Here is a 15,703-nt window from a genome sequence, read left to right on the forward strand (position 1 = left end):
GCTTCCTGCGGTCGGGCCGTTCTCGTGCGCCCGGCAGGTGCGCAACCGGGCTCCGGGCGCCCATCGCGCGGATCGGGGTGGGGAGCGCCGTGCCCGGCGGAGTCAGGGCGTAGTCCACCCTCGGCGGGGCCTCGGCGTACGCGCGGCGCCCGACCAGGCCGTGGCTCGGCACCGGCTCACTGGCCGCCGCACTCGGCGGTGCCTGGGTGCGTGCCGGACACGACGTCTGCATCGGCGGCCGGGACGTGCCCGCGGCCGCCCGGACCGCCCGGCGGATCGGGGCCGGCGGCCACGGGACACAGGCCGGGGCCGCCGCCCACGGCGAGGCCGTACTGGTCGCCGTACCGGCCGGGGCGGCGGCCGACGCGGTCCGTCCGCTCGACCTCGCCGGGCGGGTCCTGCTCGACTGCACCGGCCCCATGACGACGGGACCCGGCGGCCCGGTGCTGACCGGCAGCGGCGCGCGGGGGCTGGCCGCGGCCGCTCCCGGCGCCCACCTGGTCAAGGTGTTCGGCCTCGTCCACGAGAACATCCGGACCGTGGAGAAGCCCGCCTTCGAGGGCTCCCCGCTCGCCGTCCCCCTCTGCACCGACTCCGCCGAGGCCGTACAAGTCACCGCCGAGCTCGTCACCACCCTCGGCCGCACTCCGCTGCCCTGCGGCGGCCTCGGCCGGGCAGCGCTCCTGGGGGCCACCGACGACGCCCAGGGGTCCCGAGCGCCGCGCGTGCCGGTGCAGCCATGCCCGGTACGGCGGGGTCCGCAGGGCGGCTTCGCGGTAGGCCGCGCGGAGGTCCTCGTACACCTCCGCGTGCGCGCCCGGCCGGGTCGCGAGCAGGAGTCGTACCGCGAGGGGGTCGCCCGAGAGCGGCCGGATCGCCATGTCGTCGCGCGGGCCGGAGGTGGGCTGGCAGGGGGCGACCGCCTCGCCGGAGACGATCAGTGAGGTCGCGGTGTGGTAGTCGGCGTGCAGTACGGGCGGGTCGAGCCCGGCGCCGGCGAAGACCCGGCGCAGGCCGTCCCACTCGCCGTCCACCGACGGGTCCACGGCCCACCGGTCGGTGGCGAGGTCCCGAAGTTCCACCACGGGCCGCGCCGCGGCCGGGTGGTCCCGGGCCATCGAGACGAACTGCGGCTCCCGGTCCATCAGTACGCGCAGCTGCAGCCCGGCCGGCACCCGCAGCGGGCTGCCCTCCACCTCGTGGACGAACGCCACGTCGAGCTGCCCCGAGGCCACCATCCGCAGCAGGGCGTTGGCCGAGACGTCCACCACCAGCGAGGTCTCGGTGTCGGGCAGCCGCCGGTGCAGCCGCCCCAGCCACCCCGGCAGGGCGCGGCTGGCCGTGGAGCCGATCCGCAGCCGCGGCCCGCGCGCCAGCGCCCGGGCCTCCGCGACGAGGGCGGCCATCTCGGCCAGCAGCGGGCGGGCCCGGCCCAGCACGGTGCGGCCGAAGGGGGTGGGCCGGCAGCCGGTCCGCTCGCGCAGGAACAGCTCGCCGTCCAGGGCCCGTTCGATCCGGCGCAGCTGGGTGGTCAGCGAGGGCTGGCTCACGCCGAGCTGCCGGGCGGCCTTGTGCAGACTCCCGGCGTCGGCGATGGCGCACAGGGCGCGCAGGTGCCTGACCTCAAGCTCCATGCCCAGAGAGTAGGCCGGGCCCGCCTGGCCGCACCAGCCACTGGCATCCCTCCGATTCCCGCCATTCTCACGGTGGTTGCCCTGCCGAAAACTCCCGATAGCCCGGTGTTATCGGTGGCTGACATCATCCGCCGGGCGCATGTGCTCCCGCAGACTCCGGTTCGAACAACCACCCCCCACCGCACCGGACGAGTAGGAGCTCCCCCACATGCGCCACTCCCGAAAGGCCTTACTGGCCACCACCGTCGGCCTCGGCATCGCCGCCGCCTTCGCCGGCACCGTCCCCGCCGCCGTCGCCGCGCCGGCACCCGTCGGCAATGCCGCGAGCTACGCCGCGTACGAGACCTCGCAGGAGAACCAGGCCGCCAACAAGGCCTTCTTCGAGGCCGTTTCGCGCTCGGTCGCCGAGCAGCGCGCCGCGAACCCGGGCGTCCTCGCCGTGACCGTCACGTACAACACCCGCAACGCGCCCAGCTTCCGCAGCGTGATAGCCCGTTCCACGCAGATCTGGAACAGCTCGGTGTCCAACGTCAAGCTGCAGGAGGTGTCCTCGGGCGGGAACTTCTCGTACCGCGAGGGCAACGACTCGCGCGGTTCGTACGCGAGCACGGACGGGCACGGCCGCGGCTACATCTTCCTCGACTACCAGCAGAACCAGCAGTACAACTCGACCCGGGTGACGGCGCACGAGACCGGCCACGTGCTGGGTCTGCCGGACCACTACTCCGGGCCGTGCAGCGAGCTCATGTCGGGCGGCGGGCCGGGCACCTCGTGCACCAACCCCAACCCGAACTCCGCCGAGCGCTCGCGCGTGAACCAGCTCTGGGCGAACGGCCTCGTCGCCTCCGGGCTGGACACGAAGGGCTAGGAGCCCGGAGGGGCGTACGCCGTGCAGTCCGGGTTCCGACAGGGGCCCGGGCTCCACGCCGGCACGAAGATCCCCAGGGACTTGCGCCGTCTGACCAGTGTGGCGACGGGGCCCCCACAGGCCGGGCACGTCCGCTGTTCGTGCCCGGCCCGCGGGGCGACCTTCGCGTGTTCCGTCGTGTGCTGCTCGTTACCGGACATACCTCCACGGTAGGCCGGTTCCGCGCATCCGGCGGGGCGGGCGGGCCGGGTCAGCGCTTGACGGCGTACGAGGTGATGACCTGGCCGCCGCCGAGGGCCTCGACTCCGGTCAGCTCCAGCCCGCGGACCCCGAAGCCGGCCCGCGACATCGGCATGCCGGTACCGGCGAAGACCGGGTAGGTCTTGACGATGAACTCGTCGATCTCGTCGACCAGCCGGCCGGCGAGGTCGGCGCCGCCGCACAGCCAGATGCCCAGCCCGTCCCGGGCCTTGAGCTCGCGGACCCGGGCCACCAGATCCCCGCTGATCAGCTCCACCTGCGGGTCGGGCGCGGTGGTGAGGGAGCGCGAGACGACGTACTGCTCGCGCAGGTGGCCGTACGGGCTGGTGATGCCCAGCTTGAGGCCCGGCTCGTAGGTCCCCCGGCCCATGAGCACCGCGTCGAAGCGGCGGGACTGCGCGTCCTCGATCCCGAGCTGCGCACGCCCGGGGGCGGCGATGGTCTCCGGGTACTCGGCCTTGAGGTGATCGATGAACTCGGGGTCGAGGTGGGTGTAGAAGAAATCGCCGTCGCCGTCCGGGGCTCCGATGAAGCCGTCGATCGTCGTGGCGATGAAGTACGTGAGCTTGCGCAAGCGAGTCTCTTCCGTTCGGCAGTGCCACCGCCCCGGGACACGTCGAGTAAAGTACTTCAGTTGAAGTGGTTACGCAATCACCCCCGGGGCTTGCGCCACATCGGCCACATCAGGGGCCCGTCCGGCAGCCGCACCGGCGTCCCCGTGTGCTCGAAGCCCAGCCGCTCGTACAGCCGGCCGCTGCGCTCGCTGCTCGCCTCCAGGTACGCCGGCACCCCCTCGCGGTCGCAGCGCTCCAGCACCGGCCGGATCAGCTCCCCTCCCAGGCCCTCGCCCTGCCGGCCCGGCGCGACCGCGATCATCAGCAGGTACTCGTGCTCCTCCTCGGTCGGGTGCACGGCGCCGGTCAGCCGGCCGACCAGCTCGCACCGCTCGTTGCCGGGGTCGGCCACCGCGCGCATCTTCGCCGGGATCCCGTCCTCCTCCTCCGGCTCGCCCGCGGGGATCCGCAGCCACAGCGCGGCCGCCGAGCCGTCGGCCGCGTAGTCGATCCGCCCCTCGGCCAGGGCGACGTCCACGAAGACGCCGAGGAACTTCCCGTGCACCGCCGCCCGGTGCTCCGGGTCCGGGAAGACCCAGCTGCTCACCGGGTCGGTGCGGAAGGCCTCGTCGAGCAGCCGCGCCACCGCGTCCCGGTCCGACTGGTCCGCCTGACGTATCTCCAGCGCCATGGGTCACACCCTTCACTTCACTCACGCGTCAACAACCTTGAGTGATCCTAGAGTTGACCCGGGAACGCAGAAAGGCCCGTTCCGGCACCCTGAGGTGCCGGAACAGGCCGAGGCCCGCCTACGGGGCACTCACTTCGTACGGCGCGTGACGAACTCCGCCAGCGCCAGCAGCCCGCCCGCCGCCCCGAGGTCCGGCACGGCCCGCGACAGCTGCTGCACCGCCCGGCCCATCCGGTCCGCGGCATGGGCCTGCGCCCAGTCCCGCCCGCCGGCCCGGTCCACCGCGTCGGCGGCCTTGAGCGCGTCCTGTGCCGTCATGGGACCCGCGTACAGGGCGGCCAGCTCCTCCCCGGCCGCGGTGCCCGAGGTGAGGGCGGCCACGACCGGGAGGGACTTCTTGCGGGCGAGCAGATCGGCGCCGGCGGGCTTGCCGGTGTGGCCCGGGTCCCCCCAGATCCCGATCAGGTCGTCGATGAGCTGGAAGGCCAGCCCGGCCTCCCGCCCGAAGGCGTCCATGGCGTCGACCTCGTCCGGCCCCGCTCCCGCGTACAGCGCACCGAGCGCGCACGCGCAGCCGAGCAGGGCCCCGGTCTTGGCCGTGGCCATGGCCAGGCACTCGTCGAGCGAGACGTGGCTGCGCTGCTCGAAGGCGCAGTCCGCCTGCTGGCCCGCGCACAGCTCGATGACGCAGGCGGCGAGCCGGGCCGAGGCCGCGGCCGAAGCCGGGTGCGGGTCCTCGGCGAGCAGCTTCAGCGCGAGCGACATCATGGCGTCGCCGGTGATGATCGCGTCCGGTGTCCCGAACACGGTCCAGGCCGTGTCCCGGCCCCGGCGCCGGACGTCCTTGTCGATGACGTCGTCGTGCAGCAGCGTGAAGTTGTGCGCCAGTTCCACGGCCACCGCCGCCCGTACGGCGTCCTCAGCCCGGGCCGCCGGACCCCGCAGGGCCCGGGCCGAGGCGAGCACCAGGGCGGGCCGGATGGCCTTGCCCCCACTGCCCGCGGCCGGCGTGCCGTCCGCGTGCTCCCAGCCGAAGTGGTACATCGCCACGCGCCGCATCGAGCCGGGCAGGCTCTCGACGGTCCGGCGCAGTTCCGGGTTGACCGTTTCTCTTGTCCGCTCCAGCAGGGCAGCGGCCTCCTGGCCCTCGCCGGTCGCCAAGGCGGCGTTCACCGCGCTCAGCGCCAGCGACCGATCTCGACGTTCTCCAGGACGCCCAGCGCGTCCGGCACCAGCACGGCGGCGGAGAAGTAGGCGGTGACCAGGTACGAGATGATCGCCTGCTCGCTGATGCCCATGAAGCGGACCGACAGGCTCGGCTCGATCTCGTCCGGGATGCCGGACTGGTGCAGGCCGATGACGCCCTGCTCGTCCTCGCCGGTGCGCATGCACAGGATCGAGGTGGTGCGGGCATCGCTGATCGGGATCTTGTTGCTCGGGAAGATCGGCACCCCGCGCCAGGCCGGGACCCGGTTGCCGCCGATGTCCACGGACTCCGGGTAGAGGCCGCGCCTGTTGCACTCGCGGCCGAAGGCGGCGATGGCCTTGGGGTGCGCCAGGAAGAACTTGGAGCCGCGCCGCATGCTGAGCAGCTGGTCCATGTCGTCGGGGCTGGGCGCGCCGTCGTGGGGCTGGATGCGCTGGTCGTAGTCGGCGTTGTGGAGCAGGCCGAAGTCGCGGTTGTTGAGCATCTCGTGCTCCTGGCGCTCGCGCAGCGCCTCGACCGTCAGCCGCAGCTGTTGCTCGGTCTGGTTCATCGGCTGGTTGTAGAGGTCCGCGACGCGGGTGTGCACGCGCAGGACCGTTTGTGCAATGGAGAGTTCGTACTCGCGCGGCCGGGCCTCGTAGTCCACGAAGGTGCCGGGCAGGACGGCCTCGCCCTGGTGGCCGGCGGAGAGGTCGATCGCGGCCTCGCCGTACTTGTTGGTGCGCTGGGCGGGCAGGGTGCGTACGTGGTCCAGGTGGGCCCGCAGCGAGTCGACCCGGTCGGCGAGGAGCTGGAAGTCCTGCCGGGAGAGGACGAGGGCGGTGCCGGAGGTGGCGGCGCGGGCGGTGTACTCCCAGACCGCCTCCTCGTCCACGAGGGAGTCCTCGCCGAAGAAGGCGCCGTCAGCGACGGTCTGCAGGACGGCCTCGTCCCCGTAGGGGCCGGGGCCGACCTGGTCGATGCGGCCGTGGGCGAGGAGGAAGACCTCGCCCGAGGGGCTGCCGAAGGAGGTGAGCTCCTGGCCGGCCTCGAAGTCGACCTGGCGGCACCGCTGGGCGAGTTCGGTGAGGACCTCCTCGTCCTCGTAGTCGCGCAGGAGCGGGAGCTCGCCGAGTTCGGCGGGGATGACCTGGACCTGGGTGCCGGTCTTGATGAACTCGACGACGCCGTTGCCGACCGAGTAGCTCAGGCGGCGGTTGACGCGGTACGTGCCGCCCTGGACCGAGACCCACGGGAGCATCTTGAGGAGCCACCGCGAGGTGATCTCCTGCATCTGCGGCGCGGACTTGGTCGTGGTTGCCAAGTTCCGCGCGGCCGACGTCCCCAGACTGCGCTGCGGTGCCTGGGTCTCGGATTCGGAACCTGCCTGGACCGACATGTCTTTCCCCTTCGATCACTCCATGGATCTGCGGGATGCAACCCTTCCAGTACGCAACGTGGTGCGACCATTACACAAAAGGGTGGGACTACTCCGTCCGTGGGTGGGCACGCTCTGAAGTTCAACTCCTCCCCCGGGAGGGCACTCGAACCCCACGGGTTTCGGCCACGCAGAGCGAACCGGGGCCGCGCTTAATTTGCATCATGCATGCCACTTTTCTACGGTGGGCTCATGCGGCTGACCCGATTCACCGACCTGGCACTGCGCGTCCTGATGCGCCTGGCCGTCGCGGAGACGGACCTCCCCACCACCCGGGAGGTGGCGGCGACCATGGAGGTGCCGTACACCCATACGGCCAAAGTGGTCGCCAGGCTGCAGCACCTCGGCATGGTCGAGGCGCGCCGCGGGCGCGGCGGCGGGCTCGCCCTGACCGCCACGGGGCGCGCCGCCTCGGTGGGCGGGGTGATCCGGGAGCTGGAGGGGGCGGGCGACGTCGTGGACTGCGACGGCACCACCCCGTGTCCGCTGCGCGGCGCCTGCGTGCTGCGCGGCGCGCTGCGCCGGGCACAGGAGGCCTTCTTCGCCTCGCTGGACCCGCTGACGGTGAACGACCTGGTCGCGGCGCCGACCGGGCCCCTGCTGCTGGGCATTTCGGGCGGGGCGCCGGCTGTGCGCAGGGGGCCGGAAGGCCTTGAACCGGGGGGCCGGATGGCTGATACGCACCGGCTGCCGGCCCACCCAGGCTGATCCCCGGCGGCCACTCGAACAGAAGTCCGCACAGCAACGGGTCCCGGGCGGCCGTTTTTTCACCCTTAAAACATGCATCTCATATCCCAATTAGGGATGCCCATCACGCGAGGAGTCCTTGATGCTGTCCGAGAAGTCGACCGAGACCGTCCGAGCCACCCTGCCCGCCGTCGGGGCCGCGATCGGCGACATCACGGAGCTCTTCTACAGCAAGCTGTTCACGGCCCACCCGGAGCTGATCCGCGACCTCTTCAACCGCGGCAACCAGAACGCCGGCCTCCAGAAGCAGGCCCTCGCCGGCTCCATAGCCGCCTTCGCGACCCACCTCGTGGCCCACCCGGGCACCCGCCCCGACGTGATGCTGAACCGCATCGCCCACAAGCACGCCTCCCTCGGCGTCACCCGGGAGCAGTACCCGGTCGTCCACGAGCACCTCTTCGAGGCGATCGCCGAGATACTCGGCGAGGCCGTCACCCCCGAGGTCGCCGAGGCCTGGGACGAGGTCTACTGGCTGATGGCGAACGCCCTCGCCACCATCGAGGAGCGCCTCTACGCCGAGCAGCAGGTCCTCGCCGGCGACGTCTGGCGGACCTGGACGGTCGCCGCCCGCGCCGAGGAGACCGCGGACTGCACCACCTTCCACCTCGTCCCGGCCGACGGCGCCCCCGCGCCGGGCTTCAGGCCGGGCCAGTACGTCTCCGTACAGGTCGAACTCCCGGACGGCGCACGTCAGATCCGCCAGTACAGCCTCTCCTCGGCGCCCGGCGCGCCGGTCCGTTCGATCACCGTCAAGCGGGTCCACGGCCCGGCCGCCGCGGGCCCCGACGGGGAGGTCTCCAACCACCTGCACGCCGAGGTCCGCGCCGGGGACACCCTGCGGGTCTCGGCCCCGTACGGCGACCTCGTGCTCCAGGACTCCGCCGCGCCGGTCCTGCTCGCCTCGGCCGGCATCGGCTGCACCCCGATGCTCTCGATGCTGGAGCACCTGGCGGAGACGGGGCACGCCGCGCCGGTGACCGTCCTGCACGCCGACCGCTCCCCGGGCGACCACGCGCTGCGCGCCGACCACCTCGCCCTGACCCACAAGCTCGCCGACGCCTCGGCGCGGTTCTGGTACGAGGAGTCGGCCGGGCCGGGCGACGGCGAGGGCCGCATCGACCTCGCCGCCGTCCCGATCGCCCCGCGCACCAGGGCGTACCTCTGCGGGCCGCTCCCCTTCATGCGGTCCGTGCGCGAGCAGCTGATCGCCAAGGGGGTGCCGGCCTCGGACATCCACTACGAGGTGTTCGGCCCGGACCTGTGGCTCGCCTCGGCGTAGCCGCGCCTGTCCGGATCGGCTCGCTCGCCGTACGAACGCCCTAGCCTCGGAAGGTCCGCCTCCACTAAACCGGAACGTAACGACACGAACACACACGGTGTTCGTCGCGCACCGCAACGAAGGAGGCGGCCATGGCCGCACCCATGTCCGCGGACCGGTTCATCCAGGCCCTGCGGGACGAGGGTCTGACCGTCGTCGAGGTGGGCGCCTGGCGCACCCACAACCGCAACCACAAGGGCCCGTGGGGCCCGGTCAACGGAGTGATGATCCACCACACCGTCACCCACGGCACCGCGTTCACCGTCGCACTCTGCCGCGACGGCGACGAGGCGCTCCCCGGTCCGCTCTGCCACGGCGTGATCACCAAGGACGGCCGCGTCCACCTGGTCGGCTACGGCCGCGCCAACCACGCGGGGGCGGGCGACTCCGACGTCCTCGCGGCCGTGGTCGCCGAGAAGCGCCTGCCGCCGGACCAGCACGCGAACACCGACGGCAACCGGCACTTCTACGGCTTCGAGTGCGAGAACCTCGGCGATGGCGACGACCCCTGGCCGTCGGTCCAGCTCGACGCGATGGCCCGGGCGGCGGCCGCGGTCTGCCGGGTCCACGGCTGGACCTCGCGCTCGGTGATCGGCCACCTCGAATGGCAGCCGGGCAAGATCGACCCGAAGGGCTTCACGATGGACTCCTTCCGCGCCCGCGTGCACGACCGCCTGAAGTAGCCGCGCGGGCGGGACAATGGCCGCATGAACGACGCGCTGCGCCCCCGCCCCGCGTCCCCGCTGGTCGAGGTGGTGGACGAACGCTTCGCCGTGCACGGCGTACGGCTGTTGCTCAAGCGGGACGACCTCGTCCACCCGCAGCTGCCGGGCAACAAGTGGCGCAAGCTCGCCCCGAACCTGCGGGCGGCCGTCGACGGCGGTCGCCCGGCGCTGCTGACCTTCGGCGGGGCGTACTCCAACCACCTGCGCGCCACGGCCGCGGCGGGCCGGCTGCTCGGCCTGCCGACGGTCGGGGTGGTGCGGGGCGAGGAGCTGGCGGGGCGTCCGCTCAACGATTCCCTCGCCCGGTGCGCGGCGGACGGGATGCGGCTGCACTTCGTCTCCCGGCAGGACTACCGCCGCAAGGCGGAGCCGGAGGTGCTGGCCCGGCTGCTGGACGAGGCCGCGGCGGCGGAGGCGTACGTGATCCCCGAGGGCGGCAGCAACGCGCTCGCGCTGCGCGGCTGCCGGGAGCTGGGGCGCGAGCTGCGGGGCATGGGCGACGTGGTGGCGGTGGCCTGCGGCACGGGCGGCACGCTGGCGGGCCTGGCGGCCGGGCTCGCCCCCGGGCAGCGGGCGCTGGGCGTGCCGGTGCTGGCGGGCGGCTTCCTCGGGGCGGAGATACGTTCCCTCCAGGCGGCGGCCTTCGGGGGGCGGGCGGGCGACTGGACCCTGGCCGAGGGCTTCGCCCACGGGGGCTACGCCCGGGTCCCGGCCGAGCTGGACGACTTCGCCGCCGACTTCGAGTCCCGGCACGGGCTGCCGGTCGAGCGGATCTACGTGGCGAAGCTCCTCTGGGCCCTGACCGCTCTCGCGGAGTCCGGGACGTTCGCCCGCGGCACCACCCTGACGGCGGTCATCACCGGCCGGCCCTAGCGCCGGGGCGGGTTGCCGCCGCCCGGGCCCTCCCCCCGAGCGCTGTGCGGGCGGAGCCCCTCACGCCGGCGGGGCTGCATCGCAGGAGCATCGCCGAGGGCGTCACGTCGACTCCTCTCGGTACGCCGCCGCTTCCTCCAGGTCCAGGCGGCGCAGGAGGGCCCGTAGCATCTCGTCGTCGATGCGGCGGCGGTCGCGCAGGGAGACGAACACCTCCCGCTCCGCGCCGATCATCTCCCGCGACAGCCGGCGGTAGACGTCGTCCGCCGACTCGCCCGTCTCCGCGTTGACCCCGCCCAGCCGCTCCCACACCGCGTTGCGCCGCCGCTCCAGCACCGTCCGCAGCCGGTCCGCCAGCGGCGGCGGCAGGGCGTTGGCCGGCTCCGAGAGCAGCTCGTCCAGCCGCTCCTCCGCGGCCCGCGAGGCCTCGCTCTGCGCCTGCGCCTCCGCCAGGGTCTCGGCGTGCAGGTCCTTCGGCGGCAGCCGCAGCCGGCGGATCAGCGGCGGCAGCGTCAGCCCCTGCACCACCAGCGTGCCGATCACGGTCGTGAAGGTCAGGAACAGGATCAGGTTGCGGTGCGGCACGCCCATCGGCACGGAGAAGGCGATCGCCAGCGACACCACCCCCCGCATCCCGGCCCATCCCACGATCACCGGAGCCTTCCAGTTCGTGTCCGGCTCCCGCTCCCGGATCCGCTCCGACAGCACCCGCGGCAGGAAGGTCGCCGGGAACACCCACGCGAACCGGGCCGCGACCACCACCAGGAACACCGCGAGCGCGTACCAGGCCGCGTGCAGCCCCTCGTACTCGCCCAGCCCCTTCAGCACCACCGGCAATTGGAGCCCGATCAGCGCGAAGACCACCGACTCCAGCAGGAAGGCGACCATCTTCCACACCGCCTCCTCCTGGAGCCGGGTCGCGAAGTCCACCTGCCAGTTGCGGTGTCCGAGGTACAGCGCGACCACCACCACCGCCAGCACTCCCGAGGCGTGCACCCGCTCGGCGGCCGCGTACGCCACGAACGGGATCAGCAGCGACAGCGTGTTCTGCAGCAGCGGCTCCCGCAGCCGCTTGCGCAGGTGGTGGATCGGAACCATCAGCAGCAGGCCCACACCGACCCCGCCCACCGACGCCAGCAGGAACTCCGCGATCCCGTGCGCCCAGCCGGCGCCCACCCCGACCACCGCGGCCAGCGCCACCTTGTACGCGGTGATCGCGGTGGCGTCGTTGACCAGCGACTCACCCTGCAGGATGGTCGTGATCCGGTTCGGCAGCCCCAGCTTCCGGGCGATCGCCGTCGCCGCCACCGCGTCCGGCGGCGCGATCACCGCGCCCAGCACCAGCGCCACGGGCAGCGAGAGGCCCGGCACCACCAGGTAGGCGACGTACCCGACCGCGACCGTCGCGAAGAGCACGTAACCCACCGACAGCAGCGCGACGGGCCGCATGTTCGCCCGCAGGTCCAGGTACGAGCTGTCGACCGCGGCCGTGTACAGCAGCGGCGGGAGCAGCAGCGGCAGCACGATGTGCGGGTCGAGGGCGTACGAGGGCACGCCCGGGACGTAGGCCGCCCCGAGCCCGGCAGCCACCAGGAGCAGCGGCGCGGGCACCGGCGTCCAGCGGGCCAGTCCCGCGACGACGGCGCAACCCGCGACCAGCGCCACCAGGGGCAATACCTCCATCGAAGATCATCCTCGCTCGGTCGAATCCGGCTTGGCGCGCCCGCGCCTCAGTACGCTGGTCATCATGAGCGAGTGCACCCATGTTCCCGAACTGCCGCGCCCCGAGCCCATCCCCCTTGCCCAGACCTGTCCCGAATGTCTTGAGCTCGGCAGCCATCCCGTGCAACTGCGGATGTGTCTGGGGTGCGGCTACGTTGCCTGCTGCGATTCCTCCCCGTACCGTCACGCCACGGCGCACCACCGCGAGACCGGCCATCCGGTCATGCGGAGCCACGAACCGGGCGAGACCTGGCGATGGTGTTTTGTCGACGGTTCGATCGTCTGAGGAGGGGTAGGTCAACCCTCCGCCGGTTCCCCCGATTTGGGCTCGCAGACCCCTAGCCACTGTGTGTACCCGTGGGCTTACCATCAGTCACCGGATAGAGAGGTACGGTCGGCCCGGGCGCTCCAAGCGGGTGCCACGAGGGGTGCCGCGACACGATCACCCGGATCGCGATAGCGTCACCGGCGAACAGAGCTCGTACCACCTTGGAGGTGAGGGTGTCCCAGATCGCAGGCGAGCCCGGGACCCAGGACTTCGTGGAAGTCCGGCTGCCCGCTGCGGGTGCCTACCTGTCGGTGCTGCGGACGGCCACGGCCGGCCTCGCGGCACGTTTGGACTTCACCCTCGACGAGATCGAGGACCTCCGCATCGCGGTGGACGAGGCCTGCGCGATCCTGCTCCAGCAGGCCGTGCCCGGCTCCGTCCTCAGCTGCGTCTTCCGATTGGTCGACGATTCGCTGGAGGTGACCGTCTCGGCGCCGACCACGGACGGTCGTGCACCGGAGCGCGACACGTTCGCCTGGACCGTCCTGTCGGCCCTGGCCGGCAAGGTCGAGTCCACGGTCGAGGAGGACCGGACGGTGAGCATCAGCCTCTACAAACAACGCGGCGCGGGACCAGGCCCGGCGTGAGCGGCGGGGAGATCCCGGTGCGGGGCGGGGATCGGCCCCGGGTACGGCACGAGGTCGACGGCGGCATCCCGGAACAGCTGCACGCCCGACCGCACCCGGCTGACGCGGATGCGGAAGACGGCTTTTTGGACTCGGCGGAGCGACGGGCGGGCCCTGTGAGCGAGAACCAGCACGAAGAACCACAGCCACCACAGCCGGTGAGGCCACCGGTGGCCGCTGCCACGGCCCCGGAGGCACCGGGCACACCGGCGGCCTTGGAGGCGCCTGTCTTCCAGCCGGCTCCGGCCCTGCCGGATCCGCGCGACCGCAGCGGCGCGCGGGCCCTGTTCATCGAGCTGCGGGCGCTGCCCGACGGGTCGGTGGAGAAGGCCGAGCTGCGCAACCGGCTCGTACGGATGCACCTGCCGCTGGTCGAGCACCTGGCGCGGCGGTTCCGCAACCGCGGTGAGCCGCTGGACGACCTGACCCAGGTCGCCACGATCGGTCTGATCAAGTCCGTGGACCGCTTCGACCCGGACCGCGGCGTCGAGTTCTCCACGTACGCCACGCCCACGGTGGTCGGCGAGATCAAGCGCCACTTCCGCGACAAGGGCTGGGCGGTCCGGGTCCCGCGGCGCCTTCAGGAGCTGCGGCTCTCCCTGACCACGGCGACGGCCGAACTGTCCCAGCAGCACGGCCGCTCCCCCACGGTGCACGAACTGGCCGAGCGGCTGGGGATCTCCGAGGAGGAGGTGCTGGAGGGGCTGGAATCGGCCAATGCCTACAGCACGCTCTCGCTGGACGTCCCCGACACCGATGACGAGTCACCGGCGGTCGCGGACACCCTGGGTTCGGAGGACGAGGCCCTGGAGGGCGTCGAGTACCGCGAGTCCCTCAAGCCGCTGCTGGAGGGACTGCCGCCGAGGGAGAAGCGGATTTTGCTGCTTCGCTTCTTCGGCAACATGACGCAGTCGCAGATCGCCCAGGAGGTCGGCATCTCCCAGATGCACGTCTCCCGGCTGCTGGCCCGCACCCTGGCCCAGCTCCGCGAGAAGCTCCTCGTCGAGGAGTAGGCAGAGGAGCGGGCCGCGCAGTAGTAGTACGTACGGGCTAGCGGGATCGTTCCGCGGGCCCGATCCCGAGTGCCTCGGTCGCCGTCGGATTCACCAGGAGCCCCACGACGGCCACCGCGGCCAGGGCCAGGGCGACCGCGGCGGCGGTCATCGCGCCGCCGCCCCCGGTCCACAGCGTCCACGCCACCGGCAGCGCCATCAGCTGCGTGATCAGCGCCGGGCCGCGGCTCCAGCGGCGGCCCAGCCGCAGCCCGCGGGCCGCGATCAGCGGCAGCGCGGCGAGCACGAGCAGGGTCACCCCGCCGGTCTCGGCCTGCCGCGGGGAGTCGGCGTCGCCGAAGACGCCCACGAACAGCATGTAGACGCCGAGGCCGGCCAGGGCCAGTCCCTCCAGCGCGGTGAGCACGGCGGCCGCGGTCAGCCGGCGGGGCAGCGGGGCTGCCGGCAGGTCGGCGGCGGCGGTGGCAGGGCTGGGGGTGGGCTTCGTACTCACCCCAGCAGGGTAGCCGCGCCCGCTCGGCCCCGGAGGGGACGGGCAGTATGGGCGGCGTATGGAGGGGTGGGTAGGCTGGCGCTCATGCGTGCACTTCTCGTGGCCAATCCAGCAGCGACGACCACCAGTGCGCGCACGCGCGACGTCCTCACCCACGCCTTGGCCAGCGAGATGAAGCTGGAGGCGGTGACCACCGAGTACCGGGGACACGCCCGGGACCTGGGGCGCAAGGCCGCCGAGACCGGTATCGACCTCGTGGTGGCGCTCGGCGGCGACGGCACCGTCAACGAGGTGGTCAACGGACTGCTGCACAACGGGCCCGATCCGGAGCGGCTGCCGGGCCTGGCCGTGGTCCCCGGCGGCTCCACCAATGTCTTCGCCCGCGCGCTCGGCCTGCCCAACGACGCGGTCGAGGCGACCGGCGCCCTGCTGGACGCCCTGCGCGAGCGGCGCGAGCGGACGGTGGGACTGGGTCTCGCCGCCGGCAGCCCGGGCACGGAGGACGAGTCGGTTCCGGCCCGCTGGTTCACCTTCTGCGCGGGCTTCGGCTTCGACGCGGGTGTGGTGGGGCGGGTCGAGCAGCAGCGGGAGCGCGGCAAGCGTTCGACGCATGCCCTGTACGTACGACAGCTGCTGCGCCAGTTCCTGGAAGAGCCCAACCGCAGGCACGGCACGGTCACGCTGGAGCGGCCCGGCGCGGATCCGGTGACGGATCTGGTGCTCTCGATAGTGTGCAACACCTCGCCCTGGACGTATCTGGGCAACCGCCCGCTTTACGCCTCCCCGGAGGCGTCGTTCGATACCGCGCTTGACGTATTGGCACTCAATCGTTTGTCAACTCCGGCGGTCGCGCGGTACGCGACACAGCTCCTGACCTCGACTCCTGAGCGTGGTCCGCACGGCAAGCACGCGGTGTCTCTGCACGATTTGACCGACTTCACCTTGCATTCGAAGGTGCCGCTTCCGTTCCAGATGGACGGAGACCACCTCGGCCTGCGCACCAGCGTTCGGTTCACAGGCGTACGCCGGGCACTGCGTGTGATTGTGTGAGTGGAAGGGCCCAAAGTCCTTTCACTCGAACGTTTACACGCCGGTCCACCCTCACGATGTAGGGCTGTGACCTAGTAGACACCGACGAATCAAAAAAAACTTTCCGGAAGGGGTTGTATCCCCGTCCGAGGTTTGCGAATCTCTACATGGCGATCGGGACAGCCCGCAGAACCCGG

15 protein-coding genes and 2 pseudogenes are annotated in these 15,703 nt (G+C 72.3%); 10 read left to right on the forward strand and 7 right to left on the reverse strand.

Annotation, left to right across the window (positions count from 1 at the left end):
• Window positions 1-206: 206 nt before the first annotated feature.
• Window positions 207-353: pseudogene (locus tag ACFWB8_RS24365) on the forward strand (NADP oxidoreductase); the annotation flags it as partial.
• Window positions 354-725: 372 nt separating this feature from the next.
• Here the strand turns inward: ACFWB8_RS24365 and ACFWB8_RS24370 are convergent.
• A pseudogene (locus ACFWB8_RS24370) lies at window positions 726-1,634 on the reverse strand (LysR family transcriptional regulator); the annotation flags it as partial.
• Between the two features lie 208 nt (window positions 1,635-1,842).
• On the opposite strand from ACFWB8_RS24370, the gene snpA reads away from it, so the two are divergent.
• A complete protein-coding gene (snpA, locus tag ACFWB8_RS24375) occupies window positions 1,843-2,502 on the forward strand; it encodes a snapalysin (protein WP_385230830.1) in 660 nt (219 codons plus the stop codon).
• A 250-nt stretch (window positions 2,503-2,752) separates the two neighbouring features.
• Here the strand turns inward: snpA and ACFWB8_RS24380 are convergent, their stop codons facing one another.
• The 4 genes from ACFWB8_RS24380 to ACFWB8_RS24395 form a co-directional block, all read right to left on the reverse strand.
• Window positions 2,753-3,337: a dihydrofolate reductase family protein gene (locus ACFWB8_RS24380; RefSeq protein ID WP_385230833.1), complete on the reverse strand. Its 585-nt coding sequence runs from the start codon at window positions 3,335-3,337 to the stop codon at window positions 2,753-2,755.
• A gap of 77 nt (window positions 3,338-3,414) precedes the next feature.
• Complete coding sequence (locus ACFWB8_RS24385; protein ID WP_385230837.1) at window positions 3,415-4,008, reverse strand: GNAT family N-acetyltransferase; 594 nt, start codon at window positions 4,006-4,008, stop codon at window positions 3,415-3,417.
• Between the two features lie 129 nt (window positions 4,009-4,137).
• Entirely contained in the window at window positions 4,138-5,190 is a 1,053-nt protein-coding gene (locus ACFWB8_RS24390) for a family 2 encapsulin nanocompartment cargo protein polyprenyl transferase (protein ID WP_385230953.1), read from the reverse strand.
• On the reverse strand, window positions 5,187-6,593 hold the full coding sequence (locus ACFWB8_RS24395; protein WP_385230840.1) for a family 2B encapsulin nanocompartment shell protein: 1,407 nt from the start codon (window positions 6,591-6,593) through the stop codon (window positions 5,187-5,189). The genes ACFWB8_RS24390 and ACFWB8_RS24395 overlap by 4 nt, the downstream gene beginning before the upstream one ends.
• A 231-nt stretch (window positions 6,594-6,824) precedes the next feature.
• On the opposite strand from ACFWB8_RS24395, the gene ACFWB8_RS24400 reads away from it, so the two are divergent.
• The 4 genes from ACFWB8_RS24400 (at window position 6,825) to ACFWB8_RS24415 (ending at window position 10,295) form a co-directional block, all read left to right on the forward strand.
• A complete protein-coding gene (locus ACFWB8_RS24400) occupies window positions 6,825-7,340 on the forward strand; it encodes an RrF2 family transcriptional regulator (RefSeq protein WP_385230843.1) in 516 nt (171 codons plus the stop codon).
• Between the two features lie 121 nt (window positions 7,341-7,461).
• A complete protein-coding gene (locus ACFWB8_RS24405) occupies window positions 7,462-8,658 on the forward strand; it encodes a globin domain-containing protein (protein WP_385230846.1) in 1,197 nt (398 codons plus the stop codon).
• A 131-nt stretch (window positions 8,659-8,789) separates the two neighbouring features.
• Window positions 8,790-9,380, forward strand: a complete 591-nt coding sequence (locus ACFWB8_RS24410) for an N-acetylmuramoyl-L-alanine amidase (protein ID WP_385230849.1) — start codon at window positions 8,790-8,792, stop codon at window positions 9,378-9,380.
• 24 nt (window positions 9,381-9,404) lie between these two features.
• Complete coding sequence (locus ACFWB8_RS24415; protein WP_385230852.1) at window positions 9,405-10,295, forward strand: 1-aminocyclopropane-1-carboxylate deaminase/D-cysteine desulfhydrase; 891 nt, start codon at window positions 9,405-9,407, stop codon at window positions 10,293-10,295.
• A 102-nt stretch (window positions 10,296-10,397) separates the two neighbouring features.
• Here the strand turns inward: ACFWB8_RS24415 and ACFWB8_RS24420 are convergent, their stop codons facing one another.
• Window positions 10,398-11,978: a Na+/H+ antiporter gene (locus ACFWB8_RS24420; RefSeq protein WP_385230855.1), complete on the reverse strand. Its 1,581-nt coding sequence runs from the start codon at window positions 11,976-11,978 to the stop codon at window positions 10,398-10,400.
• Window positions 11,979-12,042: 64 nt separating this feature from the next.
• Here ACFWB8_RS24420 and ACFWB8_RS24425 point away from each other — a divergent pair, with 64 nt between their 5' ends.
• The 3 genes from ACFWB8_RS24425 to ACFWB8_RS24435 all read left to right on the forward strand — a co-directional run bounded on the left by ACFWB8_RS24425 (window position 12,043) and on the right by ACFWB8_RS24435 (window position 13,984).
• Complete coding sequence (locus ACFWB8_RS24425) at window positions 12,043-12,303, forward strand: UBP-type zinc finger domain-containing protein (protein ID WP_385230858.1); 261 nt, start codon at window positions 12,043-12,045, stop codon at window positions 12,301-12,303.
• A 215-nt stretch (window positions 12,304-12,518) separates the two neighbouring features.
• Window positions 12,519-12,932: an anti-sigma regulatory factor gene (locus ACFWB8_RS24430; RefSeq protein WP_030153599.1), complete on the forward strand. Its 414-nt coding sequence runs from the start codon at window positions 12,519-12,521 to the stop codon at window positions 12,930-12,932.
• On the forward strand, window positions 12,929-13,984 hold the full coding sequence (locus tag ACFWB8_RS24435; protein WP_385230861.1) for an RNA polymerase sigma factor SigF: 1,056 nt from the start codon (window positions 12,929-12,931) through the stop codon (window positions 13,982-13,984). Before ACFWB8_RS24430 ends, ACFWB8_RS24435 begins: the two co-directional genes overlap by 4 nt.
• Before the next feature lie 37 nt (window positions 13,985-14,021).
• On the opposite strand, the gene ACFWB8_RS24440 is transcribed toward ACFWB8_RS24435, so the two are convergent.
• Window positions 14,022-14,477 (reverse strand): hypothetical protein, encoded by a 456-nt coding sequence (locus ACFWB8_RS24440; RefSeq protein WP_385230864.1) that lies wholly within the window; start codon window positions 14,475-14,477, stop codon window positions 14,022-14,024.
• Between the two features lie 84 nt (window positions 14,478-14,561).
• Here ACFWB8_RS24440 and ACFWB8_RS24445 point away from each other — a divergent pair, with 84 nt between their 5' ends.
• On the forward strand, window positions 14,562-15,527 hold the full coding sequence (locus ACFWB8_RS24445) for a diacylglycerol/lipid kinase family protein (RefSeq protein WP_385230867.1): 966 nt from the start codon (window positions 14,562-14,564) through the stop codon (window positions 15,525-15,527).
• Window positions 15,528-15,703 lie beyond the last annotated feature (176 nt).

It is taken from the genome of Streptomyces sp. NPDC060031, assembly GCF_042736805.1.
GTDB lineage: Bacteria > Actinomycetota > Actinomycetes > Streptomycetales > Streptomycetaceae > Streptomyces.

Excerpts from the sequence above, each read along its gene's own strand:
- ACFWB8_RS24400 (WP_385230843.1), top strand. The coding sequence starts at position 6,825 with ATGCGGCTGACCCGATTCACCGACCTGGCACTGCGCGTCCTGATGCGC.
- ACFWB8_RS24445 (WP_385230867.1), top strand. The coding sequence starts at position 14,562 with ATGCGTGCACTTCTCGTGGCCAATCCAGCAGCGACGACCACCAGTGCG.
- ACFWB8_RS24425 (WP_385230858.1), top strand. The coding sequence starts at position 12,043 with ATGAGCGAGTGCACCCATGTTCCCGAACTGCCGCGCCCCGAGCCCATC.
- ACFWB8_RS24395 (WP_385230840.1), bottom strand. The coding sequence starts at position 6,593 with ATGTCGGTCCAGGCAGGTTCCGAATCCGAGACCCAGGCACCGCAGCGC.
- ACFWB8_RS24415 (WP_385230852.1), top strand. The coding sequence starts at position 9,405 with ATGAACGACGCGCTGCGCCCCCGCCCCGCGTCCCCGCTGGTCGAGGTG.
- ACFWB8_RS24410 (WP_385230849.1), top strand. The coding sequence starts at position 8,790 with ATGGCCGCACCCATGTCCGCGGACCGGTTCATCCAGGCCCTGCGGGAC.
- ACFWB8_RS24385 (WP_385230837.1), bottom strand. The coding sequence starts at position 4,008 with ATGGCGCTGGAGATACGTCAGGCGGACCAGTCGGACCGGGACGCGGTG.
- ACFWB8_RS24420 (WP_385230855.1), bottom strand. The coding sequence starts at position 11,978 with ATGGAGGTATTGCCCCTGGTGGCGCTGGTCGCGGGTTGCGCCGTCGTC.
- snpA (WP_385230830.1), top strand. The coding sequence starts at position 1,843 with ATGCGCCACTCCCGAAAGGCCTTACTGGCCACCACCGTCGGCCTCGGC.
- ACFWB8_RS24405 (WP_385230846.1), top strand. The coding sequence starts at position 7,462 with ATGCTGTCCGAGAAGTCGACCGAGACCGTCCGAGCCACCCTGCCCGCC.